Origin of the sequence: Streptomyces subrutilus, from assembly GCF_001746425.1 — a bacterium.
Lineage (GTDB): Bacteria > Actinomycetota > Actinomycetes > Streptomycetales > Streptomycetaceae > Streptomyces > Streptomyces subrutilus_A.
The window spans coordinates 3,868,709-3,882,599 of the sequence record NZ_MEHK01000001.1 but is presented as its reverse complement, the minus strand read 5'-3'; the positions used below and the strand labels follow the sequence as shown (position 1 = coordinate 3,882,599).

The window sequence follows — 13,891 nt, the reverse complement described above, 5'->3', positions numbered from 1 at the left end:
GACTTCACCCACTGTCCACAAAGTTATCCACAGGCGCGGATGGCGACCTGGGGACAAGTCGACAGAGCGGCATGACAAGGTCGACAAATCGGTCGCAGGGCCCAGGTTTCGCGCTGGAGAGCGGAAGGTGAACGACGTCACCCCCATATCGCGGATCAACTCTTTGGGGCGAGTCATTCCCACCCGAATGAGTGTGTGAGGGTGGTTTGAACCCTGATTCACTCCGACCCGCTACCGGTCCTCAATGATCTATATACGTGTCCACAGCGACAGCGCACAGCCTGTGGATAAGATCTGCCGCCGGGTAACTCCTGTGGACAAGGAACCGCCTCCGACCCTGCTCAGGCGCTGCGCACGGTCGGCGATGTGCCCCTTTTCGCGGAATGGGACCGCTTTTATTGACCGGCCGAGAAGGTTCACTTCCGGCCAGCAGTCAAGACTTATGCATTCGCGGCAATTAGGACATAGCGACACGCAGCGTGATATCGGTGTGATCCCAGGAACCCCAGCCCGGTAGCCTGGAGGGGTGATTGACCTCCGGCTGCTCCGTGAAGACCCTGACCGTGTCCGCGCCTCGCAGCGCGCTCGTGGAGAGGACGTCGAACTCGTCGACGCACTGCTCTCCGCCGACGAGCGCCGCAGGTCCTCCGGCATGCGCTTCGACGAACTGCGCAATGAGCAGAAGTCGCTCGGCAAGCTCATCCCGAAGGCCTCCGCGGAAGAGCGGGCGGAGCTCCTGAAGAAGGCCGAGCAGCTCAAGCAGGACGTCAAGGCGGCCGAGAGCGAGCAGAACGAGGCGGACGAAGCCGCCAAGCGGCTCCTGCTCCAGCTCGGCAACATCGTCCACGAGGACGTCCCGGTCGGCGGCGAGGAGGACTTCACCGTCCTGGAGACGCACGGCACGATCCGCGACTTCGCCGCCGAGGGCTTCGAGCCGAAGGACCACCTGGAACTCGGCGAGTCGCTGGGCGCCATCGACGTCGAGCGCGGCGCCAAGGTGTCGGGCTCGCGCTTCTACTACCTCACCGGCGTGGGCGCCCTGCTCGAGCTGGCACTGGTCAACGCATCCATCGCGCAGGCCACCGAGGCCGGCTTCATCCCGATGCTCACCCCGGCACTGGTCCGTCCGCGCGCCATGGAGGGCACCGGCTTCCTCGGCCAGGCCGCGGAGAACGTGTACCACCTGGAGAAGGACGACTACTACCTGGTCGGCACCTCCGAGGTCCCGCTCGCCGCGTACCACATGGACGAGATCATCGACGCCGACAAGCTGCCGCTGCGCTACGCCGGCTTCTCGCCGTGCTTCCGCCGCGAGGCCGGTACGTACGGCAAGGACACCCGGGGCATCTTCCGCGTCCACCAGTTCGACAAGGTCGAGATGTTCTCGTACGTCGCGCCGGAGGAGGCCGAGGCCGAGCACCAGCGCCTCCTGGAGTGGGAGAAGCAGTGGCTGACCAGCCTGGAGCTGCCGTTCCAGGTGATCGACGTCGCCACGGGTGACCTGGGCGCCTCCGCCTCGCGCAAGTTCGACTGCGAGGCGTGGATCCCGACCCAGGGCAAGTACCGCGAGCTGACCTCCGCCTCGAACTGCGACGGCTTCCAGGCCCGCCGCCTGTCGATCCGCTACCGCGACGGCAAGAAGACCCAGCCGCTGTCCACGTTGAACGGCACGCTGTGCGCCGTACCGCGCACGATCGTCGCGATCCTGGAGAACCACCAGCAGGCCGACGGTTCGGTGCACGTGCCACAGGCGCTCCGTCCGTACCTCGGCGGCCGCGAGGTCCTGGAGCCGATCACCAAGTGAGCCCGGTCCCGTTCCCGTACAAGCTCGTCGCGACCGACCTCGACGGCACGCTGCTGCGCGGCGACGACACCGTCTCGGAACGCACCCGTGAAGCGCTCGTCGCGGCCACCGCGGCGGGCGCGGCACACATCGTCGTCACCGGCCGTGCCGTCCCTTGGACCCGGCACGTCCTGGACGATCTCGGCTACCAGGGCATCGCCGTGTGCGGGCAGGGGGCGCAGGTCTACGACGCGGGCGCGCACCGGCTGCTGACTTCGGTGACCCTGGACCGGCAGCTCGCCGGGCTCGCGCTGGCGAAGATCGAGGCCGAGATCGGTCCGCTGGCCCTGGCGGCCAGCCGGGACGGGGTGGACGGCGAGGTCCTGTTCGGGCCCGGCTACCAGGTGCAGGAGGGCCTGCCGGCGATATACCTGGAGGACACCGCCGCGGTGTGGACGGCCCCGCTGAACAAGCTGTACATCCAGCACCCGGGACTGGACGACGACGCGCTCGTCAAGGTGGCCCGCGAGACGGTGGGCAGCCTGGTCGACATCGTGATGGCCGGCCCCGGGATCGTGGAGATCCTGCCCCTGGGGCTGACCAAGGCCACGGGCCTCTCGCTGGCCGCGCGCCGGCTCGGGGTGAAGGCGGCGGAGACGATCGCCTTCGGCGACATGCCCAACGACATCCCGATGTTCGGCTGGGCGGCGCACGGGGTGGCCATGGCCAACGCACACGCTGAACTCAAGGCGGTGGCCGACGAGGTGACGACCTCCAACGAGGAGGACGGCATCGCCGTGGTCCTCGAACGTCTGCTGGGCGCCGCGTAATCCCCACGACTTACGAGAGGTCCGGGGCAGCCCGCGCCAGACGGCGCGCTCGAAGTGGCTGCCCCGGACCTTTTGTTGCTCCCCGCACGCATCACTCTCCCCCTCGCGCACTCCCCGTACCAGCGAATTTCGGTGCGTCAGCCCTGGATCCGGGGCCGGCTGTTCATGTTTCACGTGAAACAGTGCCCCCGGAAGCTGCGCGGCGGGTGAGCGGCCACGCGAGCAGGCCGACGCAGAGCGCGATGGCGTGGCCGAGATCGGTGAAGGTGCCCCCGGTGAGGAGGGGGAGGCCGAAGAAGGCGACGGCGCCCGCGAGGTAGAGCCACCGCCAGGGGCTGGGGAGCCGGTAGGTGAGGACGCCGACGGCGGCCGCGATTCCGTAGCTGACGCCGATGTCCACCACGTGGGTCATGCTGCGCGGGGCGCGGTGGTCCTCGATGGCCGTCAGGAGGACCTTCTGGCTGACCAGCGTGGCGACGATGTGCGCGGCCGCGACGATGACCAGCCAGCGCAAGGTGCCGAGCCAGCGTTCGACGGGGGCCTGGAACAGCTCGAAGAGCGCGGCGTAGAGGGCGAGGGATGCCGGGTTCTCGATCCAGAAGGCACTGCTCAGGAGCGCCCGGACGGGGTGTTCGACCAGCTGGTGGATGTTGCTGCTGTGGCGGTGGAGCAGGATGTGCTCGACCCGGTCGGGGGCGATCGCCACGATGATGCTGGTGATCGCGATGATCATGAGCCAGATGTGCGTTCCGGGCGAGGAGCGTATCCAGGCCCGCAAGGGCCTGGACGGCTCGGGCTCGGTGTGCTCGATCATGCCCCGATGATGACGCGCGAAGCTGTGCCCCGCCTGGCCGGTGGGCTGGGCGGGGCACGTCTTCAAGCGGTGGGCGGGACCTACTCCTCGCCGGCCAGGGTGAGGCGTCGCAGCTTCTGGCCCGCGTAGACGGTGGCGCCGACGGTGACCACGGTGAGCAGGACCGCGGCGGTGGGCAGGCCGACGGTGGCGTCGACGTATCCCTCGCCCGCGACCTTCTCGGCCAGGGACAGGGCCCACTGCTGGACGCTGAGGGTCTTGGCCCCTGAGACCAGGCTGCCGAAGAGCGACTCCCAGATCAGGGCGTAGACCAGGCCGAAGACGACCGCGTGCCGGCTGACGGTGCCCAGCAGCAGGAACAGCGCGCTGTAGGCGATCGAGGCCACCAGGGCCGCGATGGTGTAGGCGACGGCGATCTGCTGTCCGTTGCCGTTGAGGATGAATCCGGCGATCAGGGTGGGGATCGCGGAGAAAGCCATGGTGACGGCGATCGCCACCGTCAGCTTGGTCATGATGATCGTCGGCCGCTTCACCGGCTTGGAGAGCAGGTAGACGATCGATCCGTCGTCGATCTCGGGGCCGATGGCGCCCGTGCCGGCGATGACACCGATCAGCGGGACCATCGTCGCGAGGGCGAAACCGCCGAGCAGGTCGGCGGCGACCTTGTCGTCCACACCCGTGAGGGCGCGGACGGCGATCGCGATCAGGATCAGCAGGGCGGGCAGCAGGAAGAGGATCAGCGCGCGGCGGCGGCCGAGCAGGGCCCGGTAGGTGAGCCGGGCAACGGTGGGGTCGTACATGGGTGCCAGCTCCTTCAGGCCGCGACGAGGTAGGAGAAGACCGACTCGAGGGACTCGTCGGAAGGCGAGACCGTCAGCAGCCGGATGCCGTGCGCGCGGGCGACCCGCGGCAGCAGCTCGGTGAAGCGCCCGAAGTCGACGGCCTGGATGCGCAGGGCGCCTTCCTTCAGGTCGACCTCGATACCGGCCGTGGACGGGTCGGCGATCAGGGCCGCGGCGAGGGCCCGGTCGTCGGAGGAGCGGACGAGGTAGCGGTGCGGGCGGTCCGTCATCAGGCGGCGGATCTTGCGGAAGTCGCCGGAGGCGGCGTGCCGGCCGGCGACGACCACCTCGATGTGGGAGGCCAGCTGCTCGACCTCCTCCAGGATGTGGGAGGAGAACAGGACGGTCCGTCCGTCGTCGCCCATCCGCCGCAGCAGGTCCATCAGCTGCATGCGCTGGCGCGGGTCCATGCCGTTGAACGGCTCGTCGAGGAGCAGCACGGACGGGTCGTGGACGAGGGCGGAGGCCATCTTCACGCGCTGGCGCATGCCTTTGGAGTACGTGGAGATCTTGCGGTCCTGGGCGTACTCCATCTCCACCGTGGCCAGCGCCCGCTGGGCGTCGGCGTCGCCGAGCCCGTGCAGCTCGGCATTGGCGACGACGAACTCGCGGCCGGTGAGGAAGTCGTACATGGCCTCGCGCTCGGGCACGACGCCGATCTGCTTGTAGACCTGTTCGTTGCACCAGATCTGCGTGCCGTCGAGGGTCACGGTGCCCGTGGAGGGGGCCAGGAAGCCGCCCATCATGTTGATGAGGGTGGACTTGCCCGCGCCGTTGGGGCCGAGGAGGCCGGTGACGCCGGGACCGATGCGCATGGTCACGTCGTTGACGGCGACGACGTTCCCGAACCAGCGGGAGGTGTGGTCGATGTCGATGATGGTCACAGCCCGGCCTTCCGGTAGCGGGCCATCAGGGCGGCGTAGGAGCCGGCGATGAGGCCGAGGACGACGAGCAGGTAGACGACGCCGGTGCCGGCCGAGGGGCCTTCACCACCGGGGAAGGCGGTGGTGGCGCCGAGGAAGGCCGTCTGGACCCCGTCGATCAGGGTGATGGGGGAGAACAGGCCCATCCACTCGATGGCTCCGGTGTTCCCGGTGCTGTAGGCGATCCCCTGGACGGCGGTCACCGCGCCGTACGGGATCAGGAGCACGGCGATGATCGCCGCGACGCCGAATCCGCGGCGGGGCGTGAGCGCGGCCATGACGAGGCCGAGGCCCGCGAACAGCAGCGACAGCAGCAGTACCGACACCAGTCCCTGCCCGAATCCCTTGGTCTGGTCACCGAAGTCGAACTTCGCCAGCAGCGAGCCGATCCACATGATCAACAGCGGGGTGGCGGTGAGGATGAACAGGGCCGAGGCCATGGCCGCGAACTTGCCCACCACGTAGTCGACCCGCTCGATGGGCCGGGAGAAGTAGAGCGGAACGGTCTTGAAGCGCAGGTCGCGGGAGACCGATTGGGGTGCCTGCGAGGCGAGGTAGAGTCCGATGACCACCTGGGTGGTCAGGGCGTACGTCGTGTACTTGATCGGCAGGTCGGTGGAGCCGGGGATGTTGATGGCCACCGCGACGAGGATCAGGGCGGGAACGCACATCACCGCGAAGAGGATCATCGGCAGGACCTTGGACTTGGCGGACCGGCCGAGTCCGTAGGCGCCGCGCAGGGACTGCGAGAACAGCGACTTGCGGGCGTAGCCGCGGCCGAGCCGGGGCCCGTCGTAGGACCGGTAGCCGATGTTGTGGATCTGGGTCGAGGTGTCAGGCGCCATCGGAACCGGCTCCCTTCTGGTGGGTGGACCGCGCGGGCTGTTCGTTCTCGCGGAAGACCTCCGCGATGTGGTGGCGGCGCTGCTCCATGCGGACCAGGCCGATGCCGAGGTCGGCGACGGTGTCGCGGACCAGGTCGTACGTCTCCTCGCCCGTGGCCTCCACCAGGAGGATGTGGCCGGCGCCGGGCAGGCCCTGCTCCTCGCCCTCGTGCAGGACGATGCCCGCCTCGGTGAGCGCCTTGCGCAGGGCGGCGGTGCCGTCCGGGTGCTCGTCGGAGTCGGTGACCTCGACCGCCAGGGTCGTGGTGATCTGGGTGAAGTCGCTGGTGGAGCTGGAGCGCAGCAGCTTGCCGCCGTCGACGACCACGACGTGGTCGCAGGTCCGCTCCAGCTCGCCCAGGAGGTGGGAGGTGACCAGGACGGAGATGCCGAAGTCGGTGTAGACGCGGCGGATCAGGCCGAGCATCTCGTCGCGCCCGACCGGGTCGAGACCGTTGGTGGGCTCGTCGAGGAGGACCAGTTGGGGGTCGTGGACGAGCGCCTGGGCCAGCTTGACGCGCTGCTTCATGCCCGTGGAGTAGCCGCCGATGGGGCGGTAGCGCTCCTCGTAGAGCCCCACGTGACGCAGGGTGTCGGCGGTGCGTTCCCGCGCCGCGGTGGGCGGGAGCCCGGACATCCGGGCCATGTGGACGACGAACTCGGTGGCCGAGACGTCGGGTGGCAGGCAGTCGTGCTCGGGCATGTAGCCGACGCGTTCACGGATGGCACTGCCATGCGTGGTGACGTCGAGGCCGAGCACGGCGGCGCTGCCCTCGGTGGCGGGGGACAGTCCCAGCAGGATTTTGATCAGCGTGGACTTGCCGGCTCCGTTGGCGCCCACCAGGCCGGTCACACCAGGCCCGATGTCCAGGGAGAGCCGGTCGAGGGCGGTCACTCGGGGGTACCGCTTGCTCAGGCTTTCGGTCGCGATGACAGTCACGGCTTCGACGTTAGTGGCGGAGCTCGCGCGAATCGTCAGACCTTGAGCTGGATCCCGTCTCAGCCTTCAGGCGTACATGCCCGTACTGGAGGCTGATGTGGACCGGACAACTTTGTCCACAGGTCTGTGCACCACCCTTGACGTGATCTCCAGTCATTGTCACATTCATCAGTGTCAACTTACGGGCACGTACGGCGACCGAGACGGGTGCTGACCATGGCAGGGGACGATTTTCGCGGGTTCAGGGAAGTGCAGCGCCTCTCCTACGAGTGCGCGGAGACCGTCGCCGCACAGCTGCGCCCCGGAATGACCGAGCGCGAGGCGGCGCGGATGCAGCGGGAGTGGCTGCGCGAGCGCGGCGTGCGCGACTGGTTCCACCTGCCCTTCGCCTGGTTCGGCGACCGCACCGCCTTCGCGGACTTCAAGATCCCGCTGCAGTTCTTCCCGACGAACCGGAAGCTGGAGCCGGGGATGCCCTTCATCCTCGACATGGCCCCGGTCTACAAGGGTTACGCGGCGGACATCGGCTACTCGGGCAGCCTCGGACTCAACCCGGTGCAGGACCGGCTCATGTCCGATCTGCAGGCGCACCGCACCCTGATCCTGGAGCAGGTCCGGGAGCGCCGCTCCCTGCGCGAGATCTACGGGAACGTCGAGCGGCTCATGACCCGGCAGGGGTACGCCAACCGGCACCGGGCCTATCCCTTCGGCGTGATCGCGCACAAGATCGACCGGGTCAAGGAGCGGCGCTGGTCCCCGACGGCGTTCGGTTTCGGCACCCAGTCCCTGAAGGGGCTGGCCTCCGACGCACTGCACGGGCACCGTGAGGGATGGTCTCCGCTGTGGAGCCCTTACCGCTTCTCCGACCACGCGCCGCAGCCCGGCCTGTGGGCGGTGGAGCCGCATCTGGGCTTCCGGGGCACCGGTGCGAAGTTCGAGGAGATCCTGGTCGTCACCGACTCCCGGGACCCCGAGGAGAGCGCGTTCTGGCTGGACGACGATCTGCCGCACGTGCGGCGCTGGGCTGAGGAGAAGGCGGCATGAGCGGCATGAACGGCATCGACGCGACGGGTACGGCAGGACCGGCGGGCGCGCGCGAGCGCTGGGTGAACACCGGCGGGGTGGAGCTGTGCGTGGCCGAACTGGGCGACGCCGAGCAGCCCACGGTGGTCCTGGTCCACGGCTACCCGGACAGCAAGGAAGTGTGGTCGGAGGTCGCCGAGCGGCTGGCCGCGCGGTTCCACGTGGTGCTCTACGACGTACGCGGCCACGGGCGCTCGACCGCGCCGCAGCCGCTGCGCGGGGGCTTCACCCTGGAGAAGCTGACCGACGACTTCCTGGCCGTGGCCGACGCGGTCAGCCCGGACCGGCCGGTCCACCTGGTCGGCCACGACTGGGGCTCCGTCCAGGGCTGGGAGTTCGCCACCGTCGCCCGTACCGAGGGCCGGATCGCGTCCTTCACCTCGATGTCGGGCCCCTCCCTCGACCACTTCGGGCACTGGATCAAGAAGCGGATGGCCCGGCCCACCCCGCGCCGGGCGGCGCAGCTGCTGGGCCAGGGCGCCAAGTCCTGGTACGTGTACATGCTGCACACGCCCGTGCTGCCGGAGCTCGCCTGGCGCGGGCCGCTCGGCAAGCGGTGGCCGGCGATCCTCGAGCGCGTGGAGAAAGTGCCGGCCGGCTCCTACCCGACGGCCTCGTTGCCCTCGGACGCGGCGCACGGCGCCTGGCTCTACCGCGACAACGTGCGCCCAAGGCTGCGCCGGCCCCGCCCTGACGCGTACGCCCACGTACCCGTACAGCTGATCACCCCGACCGGGGACGCCTTCCTGTCCGAGCGGCTCTACGACGACCTGGAGGGCTGGGCCCCGGATCTGGTGCGCCGCACGCTGCCCGCCAAGCACTGGGTGCCCCGGACCCGGCCCGACCAGCTGGCGGCGTGGATCACCGAGTTCGTCACGGCCCGGGAGGAGCCCGCCACGCGGTCTCCGGAGCAGAAGGCTCCGGGAAAGTACGCCGACCGCTTCGGCGGCCAACTGGTCCTGGTCACCGGCGCGGCCAGCGGCATCGGCCGCGCCACCGCCTTCGCTTTCGCCGAGGCGGGGGCCCGGGTGGTGGCCGTGGACCGGGACGCCGAGGGCGCGGCGCGCACGGCGGACATGGCCCGCCTGGTCGGTGCCCCCGAGGCCTGGGGCGAGTGCGCCGACGTCAGCGACGAGCAGGCCATGGAGAAGCTCGCGGCGAAGGTCGCCGCGGAGTACGGGATCGTGGACGTGCTGGTCAACAACGCGGGGATCGGCCTGTCCGGGGCCTTCCTCGACACCAGCGCCGAAGACTGGAAGAAGGTCCTCGACGTCAACCTGTGGGGCGTCATCCACGGCTGCCGGATCTTCGGCAAGCAGATGGCCGAGCGCGGGCAGGGCGGACACATCGTCAACACCGCCTCCGCCGCCGCCTACCTGCCCTCCAGGACCCTGCCCGCCTACAGCACCTCCAAGGCCGCGGTGCTGATGCTGTCGGAGTGCCTGCGCGCCGAACTGGCGTCGAAATCGATCGGCGTCTCCGCGATCTGCCCCGGCATCGTCAACACCAACATCACCGCCACCTCGCGCTTCGCCGGGGTGGACGAGGCCGAGGAGAGGCGCCGCCAGGAACGCTCCTCGCGGCTGTACGGGCTGCGCAACTTCCCGCCGGAGAAGGTCGCCGACGCGATCCTGCGGGCCGTGGTGCGCAACGAGGCCGTGGTGCCGGTGACGCCCGAGTCCAAGGGCGCCCTGTGGATGTCCCGCTTCGCCCCGCGCACCCTGCGGCGCATCGCGCGGCTGGAGCCCCGGCTGTGACCGGGGCCCGGTATCCGATCAGCCCGACCCGGGCGGCCTTCGGCTGGAAGTCCACACCGCCGCACCGGATACCCGACGAGGCCACCGCGACCCGCTCTTCGCCGCGCGGACACAACCACGCGGTGGCCAAGGGCCTGCCGCCCGCGTGGAGAGAGCTCGGCATGGCCATACCCCGCTACTTCCGGCGGTCGTACCATCCCTCGCAGGAGGGCTCGCTGCGCAGGGCGGTCGAGTACCTCGCGGCGTCACCCGCCGCCCGGGCCGCGGCGGGTGCGGTCGGCAGAGCCGCGATGTCGTAGGGAGCCGGGATTGTCCGATCAGGCGGTGGCCGAGTACCGGATCGAGGATCTGGCGCACCACAGCGGGGCGACGGTGCGCACGATCCGCGCGTACCAGGACCGGGGTCTGCTGCCGAAACCGGAGCGGCGGGGCCGCTCCAACGTCTACCGGGACACGCACCTGGCGCGGCTGCGGCAGATCGCGGACCTGCTCGACCGCGGTTACACCCTGGCTTCCATCAAGGAGCTGCTGGAGGCCTGGGACGCCGGGCGCGGGCTGGGCGGCGTGCTCGGGCTGGTCGCCGAGGTGCACGGGCCGTGGACCGACGAGGAGGCGGCCCGCATCAGCCGGGCGGAGCTGAACGAGCGCTTCGGCGGCAAGCCGGACGACGAGGCGGTGGACGAGGCCTGCGAACTGGGAGTGCTGGAGCGGATCCCGGGGCGCCCGGACCAGTTCCTGGTGCCCTCGCCGCAGGAGCTGGCGGTGGCCGCCGAGCTGTACGCGGCCGGCGTGCCGCTGTCGGCGATCACCGGCCACCTGCGGGAGCTGCGCGGGCAGGTGGAGCACATCGCCTCGCGGTTCCTGGAGTTCACCACCGAGCACGTCTTCGCCCGCTACCTCGGCCAGGTGCCCCCGACCGACACGGACGCGGCGGAGGCGGCGACGATGGTGCGCCGGCTGCGGCCGCTGGCGCAGCAGACCGTGGACGCGGAGCTGGCGCGGGCGATGCGGCTGTTCGCGACCCGGCATCTGCAGCGGCACCTGGGAGCGGGCGGGTCACCGCAACCGTCGGGTCCCGCTCCCGTGGCGCTCCCGGCGGGGACGGTGCGTGCGGTGCAGGACCTCGTCGGCCCCGATCACGTGGCGGAGTTCGTCCGGGCCGCGACGGAGCGGGAGCTCCAGGCCCGGACGATGAACGATCTGGCACGCCGGGCGGAGCCCGGACAGTAGTCCACAGGGCGGATCACGCGTTTGCCGTCAAAACCCGCCCAAACGGCTGTGGACAAGTCCCCTTTTCCTGTGGGCAACGCGGGCCGGGAGATCAGCCGATGGTCTCGTACGCGGCCTTGGTGGGAGTCGTCCCGTCCACCGGGCCGGGCTCGGCCAGGGTCTCCACCGGCACCGGCACCGGCACCGGCTTCGCGGCCCGCGAGTTTCCGTACAGGAGGCCGGCGAGTGCCAGGCCGAGGATCCCGCCGATCAGCTGGGCCGCGACGAACCCGGGAAGCGACTGCGGGGCGATGCCGGTGAAGGAGTCGCTGAAGCTGCGCCCGACGGTGCCGGCCGGGTTGGCGAACGAACCGGACGAGGTGAACCAGATCGCGGCGGCGATGTACGCGGCGACGGCGGCCGGGACGAGCCCGGGGCGCCCGATGCGGCCGAGCCCCTGGATCACGAGGACGAGCCCGGCCGTGGCGACGACCTCGCCTATGAGCAGATGGCCGCCGTCGCGGACCTGGGTGGCGAAGGCTCCGGGGGTCCGGCCGAACATGGCTTCCGCCAGGACCGCCCCGCCGATCGCTCCGGCCGTCTGGGCAGCGGCGTAAGTCAGCGCTTCCCGGCCGTCCAGCCCCTCCCCGCCGGTGCGCCGGGACCACCAGGCGGTGAGGGTGACCACCGGGTTGAGGTGGGCGCCCGACAGCGGGCCGAAGAGCGTGATGATCAGCCCGAGGCCGATGGCGGAGGCGGCCGAGTTGGCGAGGAGGGCGACACCCGTGTCGCGGCTGAGCTGGGAGGCTTGGATTCCGGAGCCGATCACGACCACGAGCAGGCCTGCTGTTCCGATCAGTTCGGCGGCCGCGCGGCGTGGCAGAGAGGCCTGGGCTGTCATGGTTTCTCCCCCTGGGCAGAAGTGGCAGCGGAAAATGTATTCCGTATCTTGGAAGAGCGGTAGAGGGCGTCCACCCCCGTCGGCACCCCGGAAAATCCCAGCCGCAGAGGAGCCCGACCCGGCACGCTGGAGCCATGGACGACAAACGCACCGTGAAGGTGTCCAAATACGTCTCGAAACACCTGCGGCATCAGCCGGAGCGGATCGGACTGGTGCTCGACCCCCACGGCTGGGTGGAGATCGAGGACCTGCTGCGCGCGGCCGCCGCCCACGGCTTCGCCTTCAGCCGCGCCGAGCTCGACCACGTCGTGGCCGCCAACGACAAACAGCGGTTCGCCGTCGACGGCACCCGGATCCGGGCCAGCCAGGGCCACACCGTGGAGGTGGACCTCGGTCTTCCGGAAGCCGAACCGCCCGCGTACCTCTACCACGGCACCGTCGCCGCCGCCCTGGACGCGATCCGCGCCGAGGGCCTGCGCCCGATGGCCCGCCACCACGTGCACCTGTCCCCCGACCGGGAGACCGCGACCCGGGTCGGCGCGCGGCGCGGCCGGCCCGTGGTGCTCAGCGTGGACGCGGGGGCGATGCGCGCGGCCGGGCACGTCTTCCGGATCAGCGCCAACGGGGTCTGGCTGGTGGACGCCGTACCGCCGCGGTTCCTGCGCTTCCAGTAGCGCGCCCCGGGCGCGTCACCTGACACCAACTGGCCAGGTCCTCGACCGGTGGGTCAGAGCACAGCCGGAACGCTTCAACGAGGACGAGGACGAGGACGAGGACGGAGGGCGGACCCGGGCGACGCGGACGAGGACGGGAACGCGCCGGCGTCGCTGAGCGGGTCGAAGATCGAGGCGCTGCGGCTGGTGCCGGCGGCCGGCGGCCCCGCGGTCGTCGCCGCTCCCGCCCAGGGGCGGCGGCGACGGCCGCGGGGACAGGGCTCAGCCGGTCAGCTGGGCCGACGCCTCCACGGCGATCTTCTCGAAGACCGACTCGTCGGCGGCGAAATCGGAGTCCGGGATCGGCGCGTGGATCACCAACTCGGTGAAACCCAGCTCCAGGTGACGACCCGCGAAGTCGACGAACGCGTCCACGGACTCCAGCATCGTGTTCCGCTCGGGCGTGAAGCCGGTCAGGAGGATCTTCTCCATCGGCTCGACCTCCCGCCCGATCTCCGCGAACGCCGCCTCCAGCCGTCCGACCTGGCCGCGCAACGCCTCCAACGACTGCTCGGGGGTGCCCTCCTCGAAGAGCTTCGGGTCACCCGTGGTCACCCAGGCCTGCCCGTGCCGCGCGGCGAGCCGCAGACCCCGCGGGCCCGTGGCGGCGACCGCGAACGGCAGGCGCGGCCGCTGGACGCAGCCGGGGATGTTGCGAGCCTCCACCGCGGAGTAGAAGGTGCCCTGCGAGCTCACCGCGCCCTCGGTCAGCAGCGCGTCCAGCAGCGGTACGAACTCGGCGAACCGGTCCGCCCGCTCGCGGGGGCTCCACGACTCCTGCCCCAGTGCGGTGGCGTCGAAGCCGTTGCCGCCCGCGCCGATGCCGAGGGTGACGCGCCCACCCGAGACGTCGTCAAGGGTGATGAGCTCCTTGGCGAGGGCCACGGGGTGGCGGAAGTTCGGCGAGGTGACCAGCGTTCCCAGGCGCAGCCGCTCGGTGACACCGGCCGCCGCGGTCAAAGTGGGCACCGCTCCGAACCACGGTCCTTCACGGAAGGCCCGCCAGGACAGATGGTCATAGGTATAGGCGGTGTGGAACCCGAGCTGCTCTGCCCGGACCCACTGGTCGCGCCCCCCTTCGTGCCATCGACGTACCGGAAGGATCACCGTGCTCAGACGCAGACTCATGCGTTCGAGCCTACGGCCGCGCCTGTGTTTCACGTGAAACATCCTTGCCGGACCCCTGTGTTTCACGTGAAACATCCGGCCTCC

General features: G+C 70.3%; 13 protein-coding genes and 1 pseudogene. 7 read left to right on the top strand and 7 right to left on the bottom strand.

Translation table 11 applies throughout. From position 1 onward, the window contains the following. Nucleotides 1-526: 526 nt before the first annotated feature. Both serS and BGK67_RS18435 read left to right on the top strand, forming a co-directional pair. Nucleotides 527-1,804 carry a serine--tRNA ligase gene (serS, locus tag BGK67_RS18440; protein WP_069921119.1) on the top strand — a complete coding sequence of 426 codons (1,278 nt, stop codon included), beginning with the start codon at nucleotides 527-529 and terminating at the stop codon, nucleotides 1,802-1,804. Further along, nucleotides 1,801-2,613 (top strand): HAD family hydrolase, encoded by an 813-nt coding sequence (locus tag BGK67_RS18435; protein WP_069921118.1) that lies wholly within the window; start codon nucleotides 1,801-1,803, stop codon nucleotides 2,611-2,613. The genes serS and BGK67_RS18435 overlap by 4 nt, the downstream gene beginning before the upstream one ends. Nucleotides 2,614-2,776: 163 nt before the next feature. On the opposite strand, the gene BGK67_RS18430 is transcribed toward BGK67_RS18435, so the two are convergent. The 5 genes from BGK67_RS18430 to BGK67_RS18410 form a co-directional block, all read right to left on the bottom strand. Then, nucleotides 2,777-3,427: a rhomboid-like protein gene (locus tag BGK67_RS18430; protein WP_069921117.1), complete on the bottom strand. Its 651-nt coding sequence runs from the start codon at nucleotides 3,425-3,427 to the stop codon at nucleotides 2,777-2,779. An 80-nt stretch (nucleotides 3,428-3,507) separates the two neighbouring features. Next, nucleotides 3,508-4,227 (bottom strand): ABC transporter permease, encoded by a 720-nt coding sequence (locus BGK67_RS18425; RefSeq protein WP_069921116.1) that lies wholly within the window; start codon nucleotides 4,225-4,227, stop codon nucleotides 3,508-3,510. Between the two features lie 14 nt (nucleotides 4,228-4,241). After that, on the bottom strand, nucleotides 4,242-5,153 hold the full coding sequence (locus BGK67_RS18420) for an ABC transporter ATP-binding protein (protein WP_069921115.1): 912 nt from the start codon (nucleotides 5,151-5,153) through the stop codon (nucleotides 4,242-4,244). Next, on the bottom strand, nucleotides 5,150-6,037 hold the full coding sequence (locus BGK67_RS18415; protein WP_069921114.1) for an ABC transporter permease subunit: 888 nt from the start codon (nucleotides 6,035-6,037) through the stop codon (nucleotides 5,150-5,152). Before BGK67_RS18415 ends, BGK67_RS18420 begins: the two co-directional genes overlap by 4 nt. Then, the gene (locus tag BGK67_RS18410) at nucleotides 6,027-7,016 is read right to left on the bottom strand and encodes an ABC transporter ATP-binding protein (RefSeq protein WP_079154261.1); all 990 of its coding nucleotides are present in this window, start codon (nucleotides 7,014-7,016) and stop codon (nucleotides 6,027-6,029) included. The genes BGK67_RS18415 and BGK67_RS18410 overlap by 11 nt, the downstream gene beginning before the upstream one ends. A 216-nt stretch (nucleotides 7,017-7,232) precedes the next feature. Between BGK67_RS18410 and BGK67_RS18405 the strand changes: the two genes are divergently transcribed. The 4 genes and pseudogenes from BGK67_RS18405 (at nucleotide 7,233) to BGK67_RS18390 (ending at nucleotide 11,086) form a co-directional block, all read left to right on the top strand. Then, entirely contained in the window at nucleotides 7,233-8,060 is an 828-nt protein-coding gene (locus BGK67_RS18405) for a M24 family metallopeptidase (RefSeq protein WP_069923959.1), read from the top strand. Next, a complete protein-coding gene (locus tag BGK67_RS18400) occupies nucleotides 8,057-9,856 on the top strand; it encodes an SDR family oxidoreductase (RefSeq protein ID WP_244291250.1) in 1,800 nt (599 codons plus the stop codon). The genes BGK67_RS18405 and BGK67_RS18400 overlap by 4 nt, the downstream gene beginning before the upstream one ends. A 98-nt stretch (nucleotides 9,857-9,954) precedes the next feature. Further along, nucleotides 9,955-10,155, top strand: a pseudogene (locus BGK67_RS18395) (metal-dependent hydrolase); the annotation flags it as partial. A gap of 10 nt (nucleotides 10,156-10,165) precedes the next feature. Then, complete coding sequence (locus BGK67_RS18390) at nucleotides 10,166-11,086, top strand: MerR family transcriptional regulator (protein WP_069921111.1); 921 nt, start codon at nucleotides 10,166-10,168, stop codon at nucleotides 11,084-11,086. Nucleotides 11,087-11,177: 91 nt separating this feature from the next. On the opposite strand, the gene BGK67_RS18385 is transcribed toward BGK67_RS18390, so the two are convergent. Next, the gene (locus BGK67_RS18385) at nucleotides 11,178-11,966 is read right to left on the bottom strand and encodes an aquaporin (protein WP_079154260.1); all 789 of its coding nucleotides are present in this window, start codon (nucleotides 11,964-11,966) and stop codon (nucleotides 11,178-11,180) included. 134 nt (nucleotides 11,967-12,100) lie between these two features. Between BGK67_RS18385 and BGK67_RS18380 the strand changes: the two genes are divergently transcribed. After that, complete coding sequence (locus BGK67_RS18380) at nucleotides 12,101-12,640, top strand: RNA 2'-phosphotransferase (RefSeq protein WP_069921110.1); 540 nt, start codon at nucleotides 12,101-12,103, stop codon at nucleotides 12,638-12,640. Between the two features lie 261 nt (nucleotides 12,641-12,901). On the opposite strand, the gene BGK67_RS18375 is transcribed toward BGK67_RS18380, so the two are convergent. Continuing rightward, a complete protein-coding gene (locus BGK67_RS18375; RefSeq protein WP_069921109.1) occupies nucleotides 12,902-13,807 on the bottom strand; it encodes an LLM class flavin-dependent oxidoreductase in 906 nt (301 codons plus the stop codon). Nucleotides 13,808-13,891 lie beyond the last annotated feature (84 nt).

What these genes read in the sequence shown, in the direction of transcription:
- BGK67_RS18405 (WP_069923959.1), top strand. Translation starts at nt 7,233, where the DNA reads ATGGCAGGGGACGATTTTCGCGGGTTCAGGGAAGTGCAGCGCCTCTCC.
- BGK67_RS18375 (WP_069921109.1), bottom strand. Translation starts at nt 13,807, where the DNA reads ATGAGTCTGCGTCTGAGCACGGTGATCCTTCCGGTACGTCGATGGCAC.
- BGK67_RS18380 (WP_069921110.1), top strand. Translation starts at nt 12,101, where the DNA reads ATGGACGACAAACGCACCGTGAAGGTGTCCAAATACGTCTCGAAACAC.
- BGK67_RS18400 (WP_244291250.1), top strand. Translation starts at nt 8,057, where the DNA reads ATGAGCGGCATGAACGGCATCGACGCGACGGGTACGGCAGGACCGGCG.
- BGK67_RS18385 (WP_079154260.1), bottom strand. Translation starts at nt 11,966, where the DNA reads ATGACAGCCCAGGCCTCTCTGCCACGCCGCGCGGCCGCCGAACTGATC.
- BGK67_RS18415 (WP_069921114.1), bottom strand. Translation starts at nt 6,037, where the DNA reads ATGGCGCCTGACACCTCGACCCAGATCCACAACATCGGCTACCGGTCC.
- BGK67_RS18425 (WP_069921116.1), bottom strand. Translation starts at nt 4,227, where the DNA reads ATGTACGACCCCACCGTTGCCCGGCTCACCTACCGGGCCCTGCTCGGC.
- BGK67_RS18430 (WP_069921117.1), bottom strand. Translation starts at nt 3,427, where the DNA reads ATGATCGAGCACACCGAGCCCGAGCCGTCCAGGCCCTTGCGGGCCTGG.